Genomic DNA, 17,961 nt, shown 5'->3' on the forward strand with positions numbered 1-17,961 from the left:
ACCCTACTCGTCCTGCGGCGTGATATCGCGCTTGCCGTGATAGCCGCGCTTCGGCCGCCGCGGCGGCCCGGGAAAGCGCGCCTCGGCCTCGTGGCGCTCGCGTGCCTCTTCGCTGCCTGTGCGCTGGACCAGCACGCGCCGGCCCTTGCGGTCGGCGACGACCTCGCGCTTCGGCTTGGGCTTCGGATCCGGCAACGGCTCGCGATTACCCTTGCCGGCCGGACCGAGATCGGCGCCCGACTGCGCGATGACCTTCTCGCCGAGCTGCTCGCGCAGCACCCGCGTCTTGACCTCCTGCACCTCGCCCTCGGCCAGCTCCAGGAGCTGGAACGGACCGTAGGACACGCGGATCAGGCGGTTCACCTCGAGGCCGAGATGGGCGAGCACGTTGCGCACCTCGCGGTTCTTCCCTTCGCGGATCGCAACGACCAGCCAGACATTGGCACCCTGGTCGCGCTCCAGCGTCGCTTCGATCGGGCCGTATTTCACGCCGTCGACCTCGACGCCTGCAGCGAGCTGGTCGAGCTGCGCCTGCGTAATCTCGCCATGGGCGCGGACACGATAGCGGCGTGTCCAGCCGGTGTCCGGCAGTTCGAGCACGCGCGCCAGCCCGCCGTCATTGGTGAGCAGCAGCAGCCCCTCGGTATTGAAATCGAGCCGGCCGATCGAGATCAGGCGCGGCAGACCCTCGGGCAGATTGTCGAACACGGTCGGGCGGCCCTCGGGGTCGCTGTGCGTCGTCATCAGCCCGCGCGGCTTGTGGTACAAAAACAGCCGCGTGCGCTCGCGCTCGGGCAACGGCGCGCCGTCGACCTGGATCACGTCGTTCTCGGTGACGTCGAGGGCCGGCGAGTTGATGATGCGGCCGTTCACGGTGACGCGGCCCTGCGTCACCATCTCCTCGGCATCACGGCGCGAGGCAAGGCCGGCGCGCGCCAGCACCTTGGCGATGCGCTCGCCAGCCTTGCCGGGCTTCGGCGCCTCGTCGGGCACGACGCGCTTGGTGCGCTTGTCGGTCTCGGGCTTGCGCTCGCGATACGGACCGCGGCCGCCGAACGCCGGACGCTTGGCGAAGACCCGGCTCTCGTCCTCATTGTCGCGGCGCGGCCGGTCGGCGAAATCACCACCCCGACCTTCGCCACGCGGATGCTCCTGCCACTCGCTGCGGCCTTCGGGGCGTTGACGCGGGCGATCGAACTTGCGGTCGTCGCCGCGATCGCGCGGCCGGTCGAATTTCGGACGGTCGGACGTGGGCCGGTCGAACTTGGGACGGTCCCCGCGTGGCCGATCGGAGGCGGAACGGTCGAACTTCGGACGATCGAATTTGGGGCGATCCTCGCGTGGGCGATCGGACGTGGGCCGGTCGGACTTGGGACGGTCGAACTTGGGACGGTCGAAGCTGCGCGCACCATCGCGGGGCGGGCGGGCGCTGCGCTCCGGTCGATCGCCGCCCTCACGCTTCTGCCACGGCTTGGACTCGCCGCGGGCCGGACGGTCGCCGAATTCCTTGCGCGGACCGCGCGGGCCGGCGCCGAATTTGCGCTCGCCGCGATCGCCGTCAGCGCCGCGGGAAAATGTCTTCTCGCCGCCGAACTTCCGCTCCGGCCGATCGCCACGCGGCGGCCGGTCACCGAAGCTGCGCTCGGTGCGCGGACGGTCGCCGCGATCGCGGGCGCCCCCGCTGCGCGGCGTATAGGGGCGCTTCTCACCGTCACGCTCGCGTGGCGCGTAGGGCTTGCGTTCGCCGAACTTGCGCTCGGAGGATCGCGCCGCCGGACGGGCCTCGTCGCGATCCGTGCGCGGCGTGTAGGGACGCTTGCTGCCGCCGCCCGTGTCGCGGTCGAATTTCGGCCGATCGCCGCGCGGCTTGAAGGCGCGCTTCTCGCCGTTCTCACCCCGCGGCGGACGCGCGGCAAACGGACGGTCGCCGCGCGGACGCTCATCGCGGTTAAAGCGCGGCTTTTCGCCAAAGGATTTGCGCGGCGCGTCGCCGTCGTCGCGGCGGCGCGGTGCACGGCCCTCGTCGAACGAGCGCTTGCCCTTGGCCCCCGCCGCCTTGTCGCCGAAGCCGCGTTTGGCGAACTTCTTCTCCGGGCCGCGCGCGGCGCCCGAGCGTCCCTTAGTCCCTTCGGAACGCCCCCGCGGGGCGCCGCCGCGGCGGCCGCGGGAATCGTTGTCTTTGTCGGTGTCGCGGGGCATGAAGGTCTCACTTTGAGGTGCGGGACGTCGCGTGGTACGCGCGCTCTGAGCAGCGCCTGTCACGCGGGAAATCGAGGTCCGGTTTTGCTGAAGGGCGATGCAGTACCAGACTTATCCGGGCATTACGAGCCATGAACGCTCCTTCTTTCATGGATCTGGCGTTGAAAGCGGCCGAATCGGCCGCAATTTCCGGCGAGGTGCCGATCGGCTGCGTCGTGGTGCGGGACAACGTGGTCATCGCCACCGCCGCCAACCGCACTCTGACCGACCGCGACCCCACCGCCCATGCCGAGGTCCTGGCGCTGCGCCAGGCCGCGCAGGCGATCGGCAGCGAGCGGCTGGTCGATTGCGACCTCTACGTCACGCTGGAACCGTGCACGATGTGCGCTGGCGCCATCTCCTTCGCCCGCGTCCGCCGGCTGTATTATGGGGCCGCCGATCCCAAGGGCGGCGCCGTCGAATCCGGCGTGCGGTTCTTCTGCCAGCCCACCTGCCACCACGCGCCGGAGGTCTATTCGGCCGTCGGCGAGCAACAGGCGTCGCAGATGCTGAAGGACTTCTTCAAGGCGCGGCGCTGACGAGGCCTCGCCCCGGCCGCATCATTCGCGAAAGCGGATGTGGATGGGAAGGCTGCTGACCCCGCTCATGAACGGCGACTCGACCCGGCGCACCCGTCCGGCGAGCGCGATATGCGACGTACGACGGAGCAGCTCCGCGAACATCGCGCGCATCTGCATCCGCGCCAGCTGCAGCCCCATGCAGACATGCGGACCGCGGCCGAAGGCGATATGCGGATTCGGACTGCGATCGATCCGGAACGTGCCGGCGTCGTCGAACATGGCTTCGTCGCGGTTGCCGGAATGAAAGAACAAGGCCAGCGCCTCGCCCGCGCGAATGACCTGGCCGGCGACCTCGGTGTCGCCGACCGCCGTCCGCATGAAATGGCGCACCGGCGTGGTCCAGCGCAGCATCTCCTCGATCGCCGGATCGAGCAGCTCAGGCTCGGCGCGCAACCGCGCGAGCTGGCCCGGGTCCGCGAGCAGCGCCTCGAGCCCGCCGGCCAAAGCGAGCGAGGTGGTGTCGTGGCCGGCCGTCACCAGCAGGATGAAATAGGAGATCAGCTCGTAATGCGGCATCGCGGCGCCATGCGGCGCGCTCTGCGCGATGAGGCTGGCGAGATCGTCGCGCGGGCTGGCGCGGCGGTCGGCGACCACGGCTTCGAAGTAGTCGCGCAACGCCAGCATGGCCATGCGCATGGTGTCGCCGGGCGCCTCGGCAAAACGCCGCTGCGGATCCTCGGCGGCCACGAACGCCTGGGCGAGCCGGGCAAGCCGTGCGTCATCGGCTTCCGGCGTGCCCAGCATGCGACCGATGACGCGGAAGGTGAACGGCAGCGCGACGTCGCGTGCGAAATCGCAAGCATCACCACGCACGGCAACCCGGTCGAGGATCTCGGCGGCCCATTGCGTCAGCCAGCTCTCCATCGCGCGCAGAGAAGGCGGCGCGAAGGCGCCCTGGATGACCGCGCGATAGGCGGCGTGATCCGGGGGATCCATCTCGGTGAGGCTGCGGACGGCCTGCGGCTTGCCGGTGACCCGCTGCAGCACGGCCTCCGAGGCTTCGCTGGCAAGATAGGTGCGCGGTCCCGCAGCGAAATCCCTGCTCCGCGTCTCGATCGCGACGATGTCGGCGTAGCGCGTGACGGCCCAGAACGGACGCACGCCCGGGCGCTCGACCCAGTGCAGCGGCGCATGCTGGCGCAGCAGTGCGCAGGCCCGTTCAAGCCGCAAGGGGCTGGCGTGACCTTTCGAGGAGATCAGCACATCCACCGCGCGCGCGATCGCGGCAGCGTGTCGACCGGGCTTGGATGAGAGCAACGGAGCTGGGGACATCAGTGCGACGGATCGCCGTCCGAGACGGCCGCCTCGGGTCTGCGGCGCACCAGCAGGGTGAACTCCTTCATGCCGTAACCGCCGATGACCTCGACCGGCGCGGCAAACTCGCGCTCACAATGGGCCGCCCAGATCTCCGGCGTGGTCCGGTACAGCCGCGCCGTCGCGGCATCGGAGGCCTCGTCATCGTCACCGTGGGCCCGCATGAAGTTGACGCCGAAGCCGCGGCGGCTGGTGGCGAACATCTGCCGCAACAGGCCCTTGATGTAACTCTCCCAGGCCTGGCGCGGATAGCCGACATTGACGTTCATGATGCCGGACGCGACCGAGTAGTCGGCGATGCGCGGGCTCTCCGCAGCAACGACGAAACGCCGCTGCGGGCCGGCAAAGCGCCGACGGGCGCGGCTGATCATGGCGCGCGACAGGTCGATGCCGAGATAGTCGATCTCGCAGGTCGGATAGCGCGCGGCCAGAAACGGCACCAGCGCGCCATAGCCGCAGCCGATGTCGTTGAGGCTGAACGGCGCCGACGCATCGCACAGCTTCATCAGCTGCACGAAGCGCAGGCCCTGCGTCGCCTCGCAGGACCAGTCGACGCCCCGCGGCGTCGCACCATGACGCGCGACGCATGCGGTGTAGTAGGCATCGACGTCGGAGGAGATGTCATCGAGCGACAGATGATCGGCCCCGACGACGCTGCCCGCCCTCACGGTCATTTCTTGCGTTTCTCGACCCGCCTTGTGCGGGCGGTCTCAGCCGCCTGCTTGCGTGCTTCACGACCGGGCGTCGTCGGAATCGAGATGATGACGTGCGTGTCGAGAGAAAAAACGATCGGACGACCTTCGGACACGGTCACCCGCGGATCGTCAGCCGCGGAATGACAGACGATCGAGACGGGGAGCGGCTTTTCGGATTCGAGGTCATCCTTGAACGCCTGGATCACTCGATCATGCCCGTTAACATTGGCGAGGTCCGACGGATAAGTCTTGAGAAACTCGAGAAACTTGTACCAGCGCCGCCGCTCGGACCAATCGGCAGGCACGATTCCGAGCAAAGCAAAGGACTGCTGTAGACCATGCTTCAGCGAGAAGACCCCGAACTCCCGTTGTAGCTCAACCATTTCGGGCAAAGCATCAGCATCGAACCGTTTGTTGAGCTGCACGATAATATCAAGGGTAGTACTGTCTTTAATCATTACCCCCATTGTAACCCCCAAATCTGAAAAAGCTGGAATTCAACGAATCGACAATGCATGCATCATTGCATTGCTTCAAGATGCAATTGCAATTTCTGAACTAATGAACGCAGACAGAACGCACCGGAGACATTCATCAAATGTCGTATCTGCTCGAGAAGTCCCGCAGCCTGCTCGTTCCTGCCGGCTCCGGCAAGAGCAAGGCCCAGGATGATCGTCGCATAACACTCCGCGACTCGATCCGTCTTTCGTTTGGCTACAAGGATCGCCTGTTTGCTGGCCTCGATAGCGGCATCGAAGTCCTCACTCCGGTAAAGCAGATCGGCATTTATGGCAGCCATGCGCGCCTCAAGCTCAAGCCCGGTTCTTGCGGCCCGTGCGGCTTCGATCGCTCCAACCATCTCATTCGTCGCATCGGCGAATCGACCAGTCAAAGCCTGTTCGAGGCTTGCACAGAGCAAGGCGAGCACGCGGATGTAGGGAATGCCGGATGTTTCAGCGAGATCGGAAACTCGCCTTGCGTGCTCGCGCGCAAGACCCTGGTCTCCGACGATCCATGCTAGCTCCACCAGGTTGAAGTGCGGAACGAACTGAAGCACCGGTGCGACCTCGGATGAAGGCTGCTGCACCAGTTCGAGAAGCTCGCTGCGAGCATCCTCGATTTGGCCGAGATGAGCCATTGCGCGCGCCCTGATGCATCTCACCCAATAGCTGACGTCGAAGCCGAGAATCTGGTTCGGGTTCAAACCAAGCGTGACGTGACTGTCGAAGCCGGCTTGGCTTGCCATCGCAGCGATAGCCGTATTGGCCGCCGAGAGCGCCTCGTTCATCCGTCCCGAATGTGTGTATGCCTGCGCCAGCATGGCGTTGACGGTCGCGTAGCGGCCGACATCGCCCTCGCCCGAGGTCAGCTTGATGGCGTTCTGCGCCAGGTCGACGTAGTCATCGGCCGCTCCCGTCGAAGCGAGCACGCGTCCATAAGCGCCGATCAACAACGGCTCATGCGCCTTGTCGGAGGAGCGGGCAAATCTCAACGCTTCCTCAGCAAAAGGCTTGACTTCTTCGGCCGAGATGCCTTCGCGCCAGCCGAAGTTCAGGATCTGGCCGCTGGCCAGCGCTCGCAGGCGGTCGACGCGCTCGGATGGCGGCAGCGCCTGCAGCAGGGAGCGGATCTTCTTCCACAGCCGCAGCGCCTCCGCCGTGTTGGTGCGGCCGATCCAGCGCGCCGCGCGCTGCAGATGCTCGACGGCCTGCATGGTCTGGCCGGCGAATTCGTAATGCGAGGCGATCAGGGCGGCGAACTCGTCCTGCGTGCCCCAATCCAGCGCCTCGATCGCCTTGGCCACGGCCACGTGCACACTGCTCAGGCGCGAGCGCAGCTGCATGGCATAGGCCACCTCCTGGATCAGCGGATGGCGGAAGGCGAGCACGCCCATGTCGAACGGCGGCAGATCATAGAGAAGATCGGCATGCCTCAGTTGTGCGAGCGCGTCGAACAGGTCTGCCTCGCTGAGCCCGACGACCGGCTTGAGCACGGCGAGCGCGACCGAGCGGCCGATCACAGCCGCTGTTTCCAGGACGCTCTTGGCAGTCTCGCTCAGACGGTCGATGCGGGCCGCTACCACGGCATGCACCGTCGGCGGCAGCGGAATCGGGCCGATCCCGCCCTTCAGCCGATAGGCGCCGCGCTCACCCTCGAACCCGCCGCTCTCGGAAACCGCGCTCGCCAGCTCCTCGAGGAAGAAGGGATTGCCCTGCGCGCGCTCGATGATGTCGCCGACCAGCGCCTCGAGCGATGCGTCGGCGCCGAAGACGCCGCGCAGCAGTTCGCGCGCCTCGGCGGATGCGAGCGGCACGATGTGCAGCTCGTGAAACGGAGCCCGCTGCATGAAGGATGCGGCAAAACCAGGCCTGTAGTTCACAACCAGCAGCGTCTTGGTGCCAATCGAGGCCTCCGCGAGCGCCTCGACGAACTCCTCGCTGGCCTCGTCGAGCCAATGCAGGTCCTCGATCATGATCACCACGGCGCCATCCGCCGGCGCCGAGCGGAACAAGGTCTTGAACACGTTGAGGAGGCGCGTCTTGAACACGCCCGGATCGAGCCGAAGCGCAGGACGAGACGGATCGGCAAGGCTCATGAAGTCCAGCAGCAGCACCAGCGCCGTATCGGGAATGCCGAGGGCCTCGAGCCTGTCGACCACGCGTTGTCGCGACACCTCGACCGGCTCCTTCGCCCGGATGCCGAAGAAGTCACGCAACAATTCGAGCACCGGCTGGAACGGGGTGGCGCGGCCATGTGCCAGCACGCGCGCCTCGTAGACGCGAATGCCCTGGCGGCGGCAGTGCTCGGCGAACTCGAAGCACAGCCGGCTCTTGCCGATGCCGGCCTCGCCGACGATGCCGACGACGGCGCCTCTGGCCGCCAGGACGTCGTCGAGCTCGCGTTCGAGCACCGCAAGCTGAGCGTTGCGACCGATTAACGGCAACAGCCGCTGCCCGCTGCGGAAGACGTCGCTCGCCGGCGCATTCAGGCGGCCGATCAGCTTGTAGATCGACACCGGCGAGGCAATGCCGCGCAGCGTGTGGGTGCCGAGCGGCTCGGCTTCCACGAACTGCCTGGCGCCGGTGTAGGTCTCCTTGCTGATGAGGATGGTCCCTGGCTCGGCCATGTGCTCCAGACGATTGGCCAGATGCACGTTGGCGCCGGCCGCATCGTAGGTCTGGTACATGCTGTTCTCGACGACCTGGACGATCACCTCGCCGGTGTGCAGTCCGACGCGGACCTGCAGATGCGGATCCGCCAGGCGGGCGATCGAGTCCTGCATCGCGAGCGCACCGAGGCAGCCACGCACGGCGTGATCCTCGTGCGGCACCGGCGCGCCGAACAGGGCCATGACGCCGTCGCCCTGTGTCTTGTTGACGACGCCGTCATAGCGGTGGACGGCCTCTTTCATGAGGTTGAGGACCGGATCGAGCCGTTGCATCGCGAGTTCGGGATCGCCGAGACTATCGATGAGCTGGGTCGAGTCGCGAATGTCGGCAAACAGGATGGTGAGTCGCTTGCGCTCACCGCCCTTGCTGCTCAGGGTCCGTAGCACCCGCTGGGCGTTCTGATCCGGCTGAGCCAGCCGGCCCGGCAACGGCGCGCCGCATTGGCCGCAGAAGCGATTCGACGGGCTGTTGGTCTGGTTGCACGCCTCACATCTGAGGCTGAGCGGCTCGCCGCACCGGTCGCACGAGGCTCTCCCGGGCTGATTCTGCCTGCCGCACCGCGCGCATTCCATGGCCCCTCCGTTCCACGGCGGAACTGATTCATCCCATCACGGCATGAGTCTATGGAACTGCCACAATTCTCGCGGGAAAAATAGCCTTGCGGGGCCGACTGCGGCGATCACGATGCTCAGCCCCGACCGCCTTCCTGCGCCACCGCCTGCCAGGCAATGTCGCGCCGGCAGAAGCCGTCAGCCCATTTGATGCGGTCGACGGCCTGATAGGCCCGCGCCTGAGCCTCGGCGACGCTCTTTCCCGACGCGCAGACGTTGAGGACGCGCCCACCATTGGCGAGAATGGCGCCGTCTTTCGCCACCGTGCCGGCGTGGAAGATCTCCACGCCCTCGATCCTCGCGGCATCGTCGAGTCCCTCGATCACACCGCCCTTCGCGTAATCGCCGGGATAGCCCTTCGCGGCCATGACCACGGTGACGGCGGCGTCGGGAAACCAGCGCAGGTCGAAATTCTTCAACTGCCCATCGCAGGCGGCCAGCATGGCGGGCACGAGATCCGACATCATCCGCAGCATCAGCACCTGACATTCCGGATCGCCGAAGCGCACGTTGTATTCGAACAGCTTCGGCCCCTGAGCCGTCAGCATCAGGCCGGCATAGAGAATGCCCCTGAAGGGTGTGCCCCGGGCGCTCATCCCGGCAATGGTCGGCTGAATGATCTGATTCATGATCTTGTCATGAATCTCCTGCGTCACGAACGGCGTCGGCGAATACGCTCCCATGCCGCCGGTGTTCGGTCCCTGGTCGTGATCGAACACCCGCTTGTGGTCCTGGGCGGAGGCCAGCGGTATCGCGGTCTCACCGTCGCACAGCGCGAAGAACGACACCTCCCGCCCTTCGAGAAACTCCTCGATGACGACCTCGGCGCCAGCGACGCCAAAGCCGCCCTCGAACATCATCTTGATGGCGTCCTCGGCCTCGGCAACCGTCTTGGCCACGACGACACCCTTGCCGGCCGCGAGCCCGTCTGCCTTGACGACGATCGGAGCGCCATGCTCGCGGACATAAGCGAGCGCCTCGGGGGCGTTGTCGAAGCGGCAGTAGGCGCCGGTCGGGATGTCGTATTCGGCGCAGAGATCCTTGGTGTATCCCTTGGAGCCCTCGAGCTTGGCGGCGAGCCTGGATGGGCCGAACGCCTTGATGCCGGCAGCCTCGAGATCATCGACGATGCCGGCGGCGAGCGGCGTCTCGGGGCCGACCACCACCAGATCCACCTTGTTCGCCCGGCAGAAGGCGATCACCGCCGCATGATCGGCGACGTCGAGCGCGACACATTCGGCCTCCTTGGCGATCCCGGCATTGCCGGGAGCGCACCACAGCTTGGTGAGCAGCGGCGAGCCGGCAATCTTCCAGGCGAGCGCGTGCTCGCGGCCGCCGGAACCAAGGAGCAGAATGTTCATCGTCGATGCCGTCGCAGGGGTGGGCCAATTTGGACGCCCCAATTGCCCGGCCCTCGCAACGGAGTCAAATCATGGCTCCGGCGGCTTCGCGGCAGCGCCGGCAATGATGCCCTGCAAATTCGCGACATAGCGGGCGAAGGCCGCACGGCCGGCCGCGGTCGCCGTGACCGTGGTCTGCGGCTTCTTGCCGACGAAGGCCTTGTCCACGGCGACGTAGCCGGCGCGCGCCAGCGTGTCGATATGCGCGCCGAGATTGCCGTCGGTGGCGCCGGTCAGCTTCTTCAGCCGGACGAATTCCAGCCCGGCCACGGCAGGCAGGGCATTCAGCGCCGCCATGATCTTCAGCCGCAGCGGCTGGTGGATGATCTCGTCGAGCTCCGCCAAACCGTCAGCTCCGTCGCATCCACAAGCCGCCGAGAACCAGGCCGCCGCCATTGACGAACGCCATCCACAGCGGGAAAGCCGCGCCGATGAAGAGATAGCCGACCAGGGTCAACGCGGTCACGCAGAGACCGAACACCGTGAACGCCGCGCCGAACCACAAGCCGGCGAGGCCGTAGAACAGCATGAAATAGACCGGCCAGAATGCGCCCATCTCGCGCGGGCCGAAATGGCCGATCGCCTCGACGAAGAAGCCGAACGCAAAGAACATGACGAAGGCGAGCAGCGCCCGGAGATCGAAGCTGCGTACGCCGGAACGCGCCTTCTCCGTCGCGCCCAACACCAGCGACCCGGCCAGACCGAGGACATAGACCGATAGCCAGGCCTTGTCGGCGTAGTTGGGCGCGAGATAGGTCACGAGATTGCCGGCGAAGACGAGAACGCCCCAGAGGATCATCAGCAGGCTCGACAGCCGATAGATCTGCGACTGCCGCACGCGCTTCGTCACATCCTCGATGTCGCTGAGCGCCCGCGCGGCTTCCAGGCTGTCGATCATGCGGTTTGGACCTCTAGTGCGTCGCCACGTCCTCGGCGATCGCGCTCACCGCCTGCGGCGCCGACACGATCTCCATGTGATTGACGCCAGCGATCAGCTTCACGTCAACGCCCGGCACGACGGCGTGCACCGCATCTGCATATTTGTCGGCGCGCATCAGCTCGTCATCGGCGCCGGCGATGACGGTCACCGGGTGCTTCGCCGCAGTGAAATCGGCCTTGTAGCCACGGGTCGCGAAATTGCGGAACAGCCGGTAGCTGTAGGTCGGCGCCAGGAATTTCTCCGAGTTCGGCCTGACAGCAAAGGCCAGCACAGGCAGTGCCTCGCAACACGGCATGCCGATGCGCCTGAGCACGCCGAGCGCCAGGATGCGCGGAATGTCGGGACCGGCCCAGCCGCCCGAATTCTCCCGGTTGGTCGGCGCGTCGTAACCCAGATAGGGCGCGAGCAGCACGGTGCGCGTGAACAGATCCTGGATCGGGGCGCTCGCCGCGCGCAGCGCGAAGCCGCCGCCAGCCGAATGGCCGAGCAACACGATCGGCTGGGCCGGAATCGACCTCCTGACCTCGGCGACGAGGTCGGCGAGATCGTCTTCGAGCTGTCCGAGATGGCCGATGTCGCCGCGGGTGCCGGAGCCGCCATGGCCGCGAATGTCGGGCGCGAAGGTATCGATGCCGCGCGCCGCCAACGCATCGGCAAGGGCATGCACGGCGACGCTGGAGCCGGAGGAGCCGTGGACCACGATGGCGACCTTGCCGACAGCCGTTCCGCGCGCCGGGTAGTGGCGATAGGCGAGCTCGGTGCCATCGCGGGCACTGAAGCGCTGCAGGCCGGGCATGGTGCTGCGGTCGACCTGGCCGGCCGTCTCCGAGATCGACTTGAGCTCGGGCGGGCGCACCAGTGGCGTCGCGATCATCGCAGCCAGGGCCAAAGCGAGCATGCCCAGGAGGCAGAGCCCCCATCCTAGGACCCGAAACAGGAACTTCGCGCCGCGTCGCACGCTGTCCTCCAGCTTTTCTGCATTTTACAGAGTACTCTGTATTATAGAGTTATCGAAAAGGCAACGGCTTGATTGGCGGCGGACGCGGAAAGCCCCTACCTTGGCTGCTGCTCCCCGAACCGAATCAAACAGCGATGCCGCCTGCGGAAGCCTTGCCCAACGCGCCCGAATTCACCGTCACCGAGCTGTCCTCGGCGCTGAAGCGCACCGTCGAGGACCAGTTCGGCCATGTCCGGGTGCGCGGCGAGATCACCGGCTTTCGCGGGCCGCATTCCTCGGGGCACTGCTATTTCGCGCTCAAGGACGAGAGCGCCAAGATCGAGGCGGTGATCTGGAAGGGCGTGCATGGCCGCATGCGCTTCAAGCCCCAGGAGGGGCTCGAGGTGATCGCCACCGGCAAGCTCACCACCTATCCGAACTCGTCGAAATACCAGATCGTCATCGAGGCGTTGGAGCCGGCCGGGATCGGCGCGCTGATGGCGCTGATGGAGGAGCGCAAGCGGAAGCTCGGGGCCGAAGGACTGTTCGATCCCGCACGCAAGCAACTGCTGCCATGGCTGCCCGAGGTGATCGGCGTGGTCACCTCGCCGACCGGGGCCGTCATCCGCGACATCCTGCACCGGCTCGAGGACCGCTTTCCTCGCCGCGTGCTGGTCTGGCCCGTGAAGGTGCAGGGCGAAGGCTCGGCCGAGCAGGTTGCCGCCGCGATTCGTGGCTTCAACGATTTGCCGCAGGATGGCCCGATCCCGCGGCCCGACGTGCTGATCGTCGCGCGCGGCGGCGGCTCGCTGGAGGACCTGTGGTCGTTCAACGAGGAGATCGTGGTCCGCGCCGCGGCCGAGAGCATGATCCCGCTGATCTCGGCGGTCGGCCACGAGACCGACGTGACCTTGATCGATTTCGCCGCCGACAAACGTGCGCCAACGCCGACCGCAGCCGCGGAAATGGCGGTGCCGGTGCGCAGCGAGCTGATGCAGGAGGTCGCAAGCCTCGCGCGCCGTGTCGGCGTCTGCTGGCAGCGCAGCCAGGAGAGCCGCCGCAACGAGCTGCGCGCCGCCGCGCGCGCCCTGCCCGGCCCTAGCGATCTGCTCGCCATTCCCAGGCAGCGGCTGGATTCGGCGGCCGCCGGCCTGCCACGCGCGCTGAAGACCAACACGCATGTACACTTTCGCCAATTCGCGGCGGCGAGCGCCAAGCTCACTCTGCGCGTGCTGCACGCGCAGATCGCGCAATCACGCCATCGTCTCATCGCGTCGTCCGAGCGGCTGTCGCTGTCGTCGCGCGGCCAGTTGCACCGGCGGCGCGAGCGATTCGAGGCGCTCGACGCCCGCTTCAAGGCCTCGCGCCAAGCCTACGCCCAGGCCAAGCGCCAGGCCATCGGTCGCGAGCGCGACCGAACCGAACGTCTTGCCGAGCGGGCCCGGCGCGCGTTGCTGACCCAGCTTCAGCGCCTGTCGGCCCGCGTCGGCCAGAACGAGAAGCTCCTCACCGCGCTGTCCTATCGCAGCGTGCTGGCCCGTGGATTTGCCCTGGTGCGTGACGAGGCCGGCCACCCGCTGCACCATGCCGCGAGCATCGGTCCGGGCGCCGCGCTCTCGATCGAATTTGCGGACGGCAAGGTCGCGGCCACGGCGGGCGCGGACCGCCCGCTTCCGCCGGCAGCGCCGTCATCGCCGAAACCTGCGCGCGAGGCCAAGCCTTCGGCACCGAAGCGCACGCCCGATCCCGCCGACCAAGGCAGCCTGTTCTGAGTAGCCTTCAGCGCGCCAGCCAATCGGCCACGAGCTTCTGCGCATCGGCGCGCGCCTCGGGATCCGAGCCGACATGGCCGCGCTCGGGCGCCCCGGCGTCGGATCCCGCGACCTGATGCAGCGGCAGGTTCACACGATCGAAATCGTGATAGGCGCCGGGATAGATGACGATGCGGGTCAGCGCGCTGCGGCCGCGCGCGCCATCGATCATCTGCCGGCACGCGGGCGGCGAATAGACGTCGTCCAGGCCGCCGATCAGCACCAATGTCGGAACGCGCGTGCTCCAGCCGAGGCCGGACGAGGCGCGGCAATCCGGATAGAACGCCACCGCCGAGCGAAAATCCGGCGAGACATGCTCGGGCAATTGCGGGCGCACCGCCCACAACAGCGCGCTCGCGCCGGCCGCCCAGCCGACCAGGCTGACCCGGTCGGGCATCGCCCAGGCTTGCTCGGCCAACCATTTCTGCGCGATCACGATGTCGGCGACACGCTCGCGCCGGCCGCTGATACGACGCTCCTTGACGCGGCATTGCGGGCCCAACCCGCGCGAGCCGTAGCTGTCCGGCAGCAGGACGGCCTTGCCGTCCCTGACGAGTTCCTCGGCCCAGTCGCGATAGCGCGGCAGCACCGGCTCCGAGCGGCCGGAAAGCCCGCCGCAGCCGTGGAGCGCGACGACGACCGGAAATGGGCCGGCCCCCTTCGGCCGGTAGAGCTGGGCGTGCAGCACATAGCTTCCCGAGGGGATCTCGACCGCGACGGGCGCTGGCAACGGCTCTGCCAAGGCTGGAAACGCCGTGGCGCAGAGCAGTGAGACGACGATGGCGACGAGGGAGCGCATCAAACCAGCCGGGCGGGACAAGCGGCGGATATCGCAATCTAGCTAGCACGGAGTTTCGAGCAGAAGCATCACAAATCAGTGGGTTTGCGCGGGGGGACAGCGTCCCCCATCTATGCTAGGAAATCATCGAAATTCGGCCTGTCGTGTGCGCGCGGCGCCCGCGTAGGGGGACTTCACGTCAAGGAATTGGAGATCGCGGACGTGCTCAACAAGTTTGGTCCCTCGGGCCAGGGCGAGGCGCAGGTGCAGTATCTGGATGGCGATTTCCGGGTGATCTCACCGGGAAGCTATGTGCGCTGCGCGGTCACCGATGTGCGGATTCCGCTGGACGAGCTGAAGTATTGGAGTGTCGATCTGCAGGAAGCCTACGCCCTGCCGAGCGCCGTGCTGCAGCGGCATTATCCTGGCGCATTGAAGGCCAACGGCTGATCTTTGCGCTTCGCTGACAGCCGTTGCACAACCAGCGCGCGCAACGCGGCGAGATCGTCGAACTGCAGTGTGACCGGGAATGCCATGACATCGGGCGCGGCCTCGTGGCCGCGGAACCGCACGAGATCTTTTTCCGTGGTCACCAGGGCAAATCCATCACGCCTGGCTTCGTTGGCGAGGGCCACGACGTCGCCCGCCGTGAACGGGTGGTGGTCCGGAAAGGCACGCTCGCGCCTGACGTCGAGACCAGCGCCGCGAAGGGTGCGGAAGAAGCGGGCGGGGTCGCCGATCCCGGCAAACGCCAGCAACGGCCTGCCCCGCAGCGCCGCAACGATCTGCGGATCTGGCCGCAACGCGGCTGAAAACACCGGCTTGCCGGCCGCCAACACATGTGAGGCGACCGCCTCGCTGGCTCCGCCGCTGCCGATCACGACCAATGCGTCGGTGCGCGCCAGTTGCGGCGGCAGCGGCGCGCGCAACGGTCCGGCGGGAAACACCTCGGCATTGCCGAGGCCGCGCGCGCCGTCGATCACGATCAGCGCGAGATCCTTCGTAATCGACGGATTCTGGAAGCCATCGTCCATCAGGATGACGGTGGCGCCTTGCGCCTTGACGAGACCGATGCCGTCGGCGCGATTGCGCGCCACGACGACCGGCACCCGCGCGGCCATCATCAGCGGCTCGTCGCCGACATCGGCAGCCTCATGGACCGCAGGATCGACGACGACGGGACCGCCCAGCCGGCCGCCATAGCCACGGCTCAGCACCACCGGCCGCTCGCCGAGGTCACGCAGAATATCCGTCAGCGCCAGCACGGTCGGCGTCTTGCCGGCTCCGCCGACGTGGAAATTACCGACGCAGATCACCGGCAGGCCGGCATCGACGCCGCCTTGCGCCATCCGACGTGCGGCAACGGCGCCGTAGAGTGTCGAGAGCGGAGACAGCAGACGCGATTGCCAGGAGGCCGGCCGATGCCAGAAGGCCGGCTCACGCATCGCCGGCGGCCCCCATCTCGAGCCTGACCTGCAACAGATACGGCTCGAGCGCTGACAGCGTCCGCTCCAGCGCGCCACCGAGCTGATCGACCACCCGCGTTCCTGCCGCAACCAGGCTGTTGCCGGCTGCGGGATCAGCGAGCAGTTGCCGGAGTTGGCGGATCAGCGCCTCCTGATCGTGGGCGAGCCTGGCTCCCCCGGCTTTGTCCAGCGACTCATAGACGTCGGTGAAGTTGAACACGTGCGGCCCGTGCACGATGGCCGCACCCAGCTTGACGGCCTCGATCGGATTCTGGCCGCCATGCTCGACCAGCGAGCCGCCCATGAACACGACCGGCGCCAGCCGGTAGAACAGGCCGAGCTCACCCATCGTGTCGGCGACGTAGATGTCGGTGCCGGCGAGCGGCTGGTCCTCCCGCGACCGCAAGGCGCCCCGCAGGCCGGCACTTGCGACGAGCTCGGCGACCGCCGGGCCACGATGCGGATGGCGCGGCACGATCACGGTGAGCAGCGACGGATAGGACACCGACAAGGCCCTGTGGGCCGCAATCAGGATCTCGTCCTCGCCGGGATGCGTGGAGGCGGCGACGACGACCGGACGGCCGCGCGTCATCGCCGTGAGCCGATCGAGCTTCGCCGGATCGGCGGGCGGCGCCGGCACGTCGAGCTTGAGATTGCCGGTGGTGATGACGTTGCGCGCGCCGAGCGCGGCGAACCGGTCGGCATCCGCCTGCGACTGCGTCAGGAAGAGATCAAAGCGTCCGAGCAAGGCGGAGATGGTGCCGGACATGCGGCGCCAGCGCGGGAACGAGCGCGGCGACATGCGGCCGTTGATCACCACCATCGGCACCCGCCGCGAGGCGCCGGCGAGGATGAGATTCGGCCAGAGGTCCGACTCGATGAACAGCCCGAGCGAGGGACGCCAATGATCGAGAAACCGCTCCACGAAGCGCGGCGTGTCATAGGGCACGTATTGGTGGATCACGTCGGGCGGGAAGCGCTTGGCCACGATGGCGGCCGACGTCACGGTGCCGGACGTGATGAGGATGCGGATGTTGAGCTCACGCAGCCGCTCGATCAGCGCCGCCGCCGCCAGCACCTCGCCGACGCTGGCACCGTGAATCCAGACCAGCGGACCCAGCGGGCGCGTGTCATGGCTCAGGCCGCGCCGCTCGTCGGTCCGCTCGGGATCCTCCTTGCCGTGCTTGAGCCGCTGTCTGATCAGTGCCGGCGCAAGCGGCACCGCCGCCGAGGACAACCCGCGGTAGACACGCAGGGCCATCGGCAGCGGGCTAGGCACTCGATGCTCCCGACGCGACCGGCGGAGGACAGGCCTCGGGACGGCCGACGATCTCATAGGCGCGGCGCATGCATTCGTTCAGCGTCGCCTCGAGGTCGAGACGTGCCTCTTCCATCATCGCGGCGTCGGCATCGCGCGGCACGTTGATTTCCTTGATTCCCACCAATGCGCCGCGGCCGAATGGCAAATTGATGGTGGTGCTGTCCCAGTTCTTCAGGCGGATGAAGCGGCTCGTGACCATTGCGAACGGCATGATCGGACGTCCTGATTCGCGCGCGAGCATGATGATGCCGAGACCCGCAATCCGCGCCCGCTTCGGCACATCGGCGGTCGATGCAACATTATAGTTGTCTTCGAGCGCCCGCACCATCTCCTTGAACGCCCCCACCCCGCCTTTCCGGTGGAAGGAGGAGCCATGATCGCCGGAGCCGCGGATGGTTCCGATGCCGAGCCGCTCGGCGGCGATCGCGTTGAACTCGCCGTCGCGATGCCGGGAGATCAGCACCTTGGCGCGATAGCTCGGCTTGTTCTTGATGAAGGGGGTCAGCAGATGCTGGCCGTGCCAGAACGCGAAGATCGCCGGCATCTGCGGCTCGACGATGTCGTAGACCTCCGGCGGCTCATAGGTGAAGCGGTTGGTCAGCCACACCAACCGCAGGTACTCGGCCGCGAGGAACCCGACGGCACGCTGGAACCAGCCGCTACGCAGCGTATTACGGATCAGATGTTTCAAGTCGCGAG

At 67.2% G+C, this 17,961-nt stretch carries 16 protein-coding genes; 3 read left to right on the forward strand and 13 right to left on the reverse strand.

Translation table 11 applies throughout. From position 1 onward, the window contains the following. Positions 1 to 3: 3 nt before the first annotated feature. Complete coding sequence (locus tag ACQR0W_RS13305) at positions 4 to 2,199, reverse strand: pseudouridine synthase (RefSeq protein WP_434840691.1); 2,196 nt, start codon at positions 2,197 to 2,199, stop codon at positions 4 to 6. A 131-nt stretch (positions 2,200 to 2,330) separates the two neighbouring features. Between ACQR0W_RS13305 and ACQR0W_RS13310 the strand changes: the two genes are divergently transcribed. Beyond that, positions 2,331 to 2,777, forward strand: a complete 447-nt coding sequence (locus ACQR0W_RS13310) for a nucleoside deaminase (RefSeq protein WP_315825385.1) — start codon at positions 2,331 to 2,333, stop codon at positions 2,775 to 2,777. 21 nt (positions 2,778 to 2,798) lie between these two features. Here the strand turns inward: ACQR0W_RS13310 and ACQR0W_RS13315 are convergent, their stop codons facing one another. From ACQR0W_RS13315 to ACQR0W_RS13350, 8 genes are all read right to left on the reverse strand, one after another. Continuing rightward, the gene (locus tag ACQR0W_RS13315; RefSeq protein ID WP_434840692.1) at positions 2,799 to 4,091 is read right to left on the reverse strand and encodes a cytochrome P450; all 1,293 of its coding nucleotides are present in this window, start codon (positions 4,089 to 4,091) and stop codon (positions 2,799 to 2,801) included. Continuing rightward, positions 4,091 to 4,807: a class I SAM-dependent methyltransferase gene (locus ACQR0W_RS13320; RefSeq protein ID WP_434840693.1), complete on the reverse strand. Its 717-nt coding sequence runs from the start codon at positions 4,805 to 4,807 to the stop codon at positions 4,091 to 4,093. Before ACQR0W_RS13320 ends, ACQR0W_RS13315 begins: the two co-directional genes overlap by 1 nt. Then, positions 4,804 to 5,253 carry a hypothetical protein gene (locus ACQR0W_RS13325; protein ID WP_315736578.1) on the reverse strand — a complete coding sequence of 150 codons (450 nt, stop codon included), beginning with the start codon at positions 5,251 to 5,253 and terminating at the stop codon, positions 4,804 to 4,806. Before ACQR0W_RS13325 ends, ACQR0W_RS13320 begins: the two co-directional genes overlap by 4 nt. Positions 5,254 to 5,348: 95 nt before the next feature. Then, on the reverse strand, positions 5,349 to 8,570 hold the full coding sequence (locus ACQR0W_RS13330; RefSeq protein ID WP_434840694.1) for an AAA family ATPase: 3,222 nt from the start codon (positions 8,568 to 8,570) through the stop codon (positions 5,349 to 5,351). A gap of 116 nt (positions 8,571 to 8,686) precedes the next feature. Further along, positions 8,687 to 9,970, reverse strand: coding sequence for a phosphoribosylamine--glycine ligase (gene purD, locus ACQR0W_RS13335; RefSeq protein ID WP_434840695.1), 1,284 nt, complete (start codon positions 9,968 to 9,970; stop codon positions 8,687 to 8,689). 69 nt (positions 9,971 to 10,039) lie between these two features. Further along, positions 10,040 to 10,354, reverse strand: coding sequence for a transcriptional regulator (locus tag ACQR0W_RS13340; protein WP_315716689.1), 315 nt, complete (start codon positions 10,352 to 10,354; stop codon positions 10,040 to 10,042). A gap of 4 nt (positions 10,355 to 10,358) precedes the next feature. Then, entirely contained in the window at positions 10,359 to 10,907 is a 549-nt protein-coding gene (locus tag ACQR0W_RS13345) for a hypothetical protein (RefSeq protein WP_434840696.1), read from the reverse strand. Positions 10,908 to 10,920: 13 nt separating this feature from the next. Then, the gene (locus tag ACQR0W_RS13350; protein WP_434840711.1) at positions 10,921 to 11,847 is read right to left on the reverse strand and encodes an alpha/beta hydrolase; all 927 of its coding nucleotides are present in this window, start codon (positions 11,845 to 11,847) and stop codon (positions 10,921 to 10,923) included. 194 nt (positions 11,848 to 12,041) lie between these two features. Between ACQR0W_RS13350 and xseA the strand changes: the two genes are divergently transcribed. Further along, a complete protein-coding gene (gene xseA, locus ACQR0W_RS13355; protein ID WP_316171665.1) occupies positions 12,042 to 13,658 on the forward strand; it encodes an exodeoxyribonuclease VII large subunit in 1,617 nt (538 codons plus the stop codon). 7 nt (positions 13,659 to 13,665) lie between these two features. Here the strand turns inward: xseA and ACQR0W_RS13360 are convergent, their stop codons facing one another. Further along, entirely contained in the window at positions 13,666 to 14,496 is an 831-nt protein-coding gene (locus tag ACQR0W_RS13360; RefSeq protein WP_315716686.1) for a dienelactone hydrolase family protein, read from the reverse strand. A gap of 201 nt (positions 14,497 to 14,697) precedes the next feature. On the opposite strand from ACQR0W_RS13360, the gene ACQR0W_RS13365 reads away from it, so the two are divergent. Further along, positions 14,698 to 14,925 carry a DUF2093 domain-containing protein gene (locus ACQR0W_RS13365; RefSeq protein ID WP_315716685.1) on the forward strand — a complete coding sequence of 76 codons (228 nt, stop codon included), beginning with the start codon at positions 14,698 to 14,700 and terminating at the stop codon, positions 14,923 to 14,925. Here the strand turns inward: ACQR0W_RS13365 and lpxK are convergent. From lpxK to ACQR0W_RS13380, 3 genes are read right to left on the reverse strand one after another with little or no spacing between them, the layout of a single operon-like run. Continuing rightward, positions 14,895 to 15,920: a tetraacyldisaccharide 4'-kinase gene (gene lpxK, locus ACQR0W_RS13370; protein ID WP_315716684.1), complete on the reverse strand. Its 1,026-nt coding sequence runs from the start codon at positions 15,918 to 15,920 to the stop codon at positions 14,895 to 14,897. The genes ACQR0W_RS13365 and lpxK overlap by 31 nt on opposite strands. Continuing rightward, positions 15,913 to 17,220 carry a 3-deoxy-D-manno-octulosonic acid transferase gene (locus ACQR0W_RS13375; protein ID WP_316168031.1) on the reverse strand — a complete coding sequence of 436 codons (1,308 nt, stop codon included), beginning with the start codon at positions 17,218 to 17,220 and terminating at the stop codon, positions 15,913 to 15,915. The genes lpxK and ACQR0W_RS13375 overlap by 8 nt, the downstream gene beginning before the upstream one ends. Further along, positions 17,213 to 17,953, reverse strand: coding sequence for a lysophospholipid acyltransferase family protein (locus ACQR0W_RS13380; RefSeq protein ID WP_315716682.1), 741 nt, complete (start codon positions 17,951 to 17,953; stop codon positions 17,213 to 17,215). The genes ACQR0W_RS13375 and ACQR0W_RS13380 overlap by 8 nt, the downstream gene beginning before the upstream one ends. Between the last annotated feature and the right edge of the window lie 8 nt (positions 17,954 to 17,961).

This window comes from Bradyrhizobium sp. HKCCYLRH1034 (assembly GCF_051168375.1).
GTDB lineage: Bacteria > Pseudomonadota > Alphaproteobacteria > Rhizobiales > Xanthobacteraceae > Bradyrhizobium.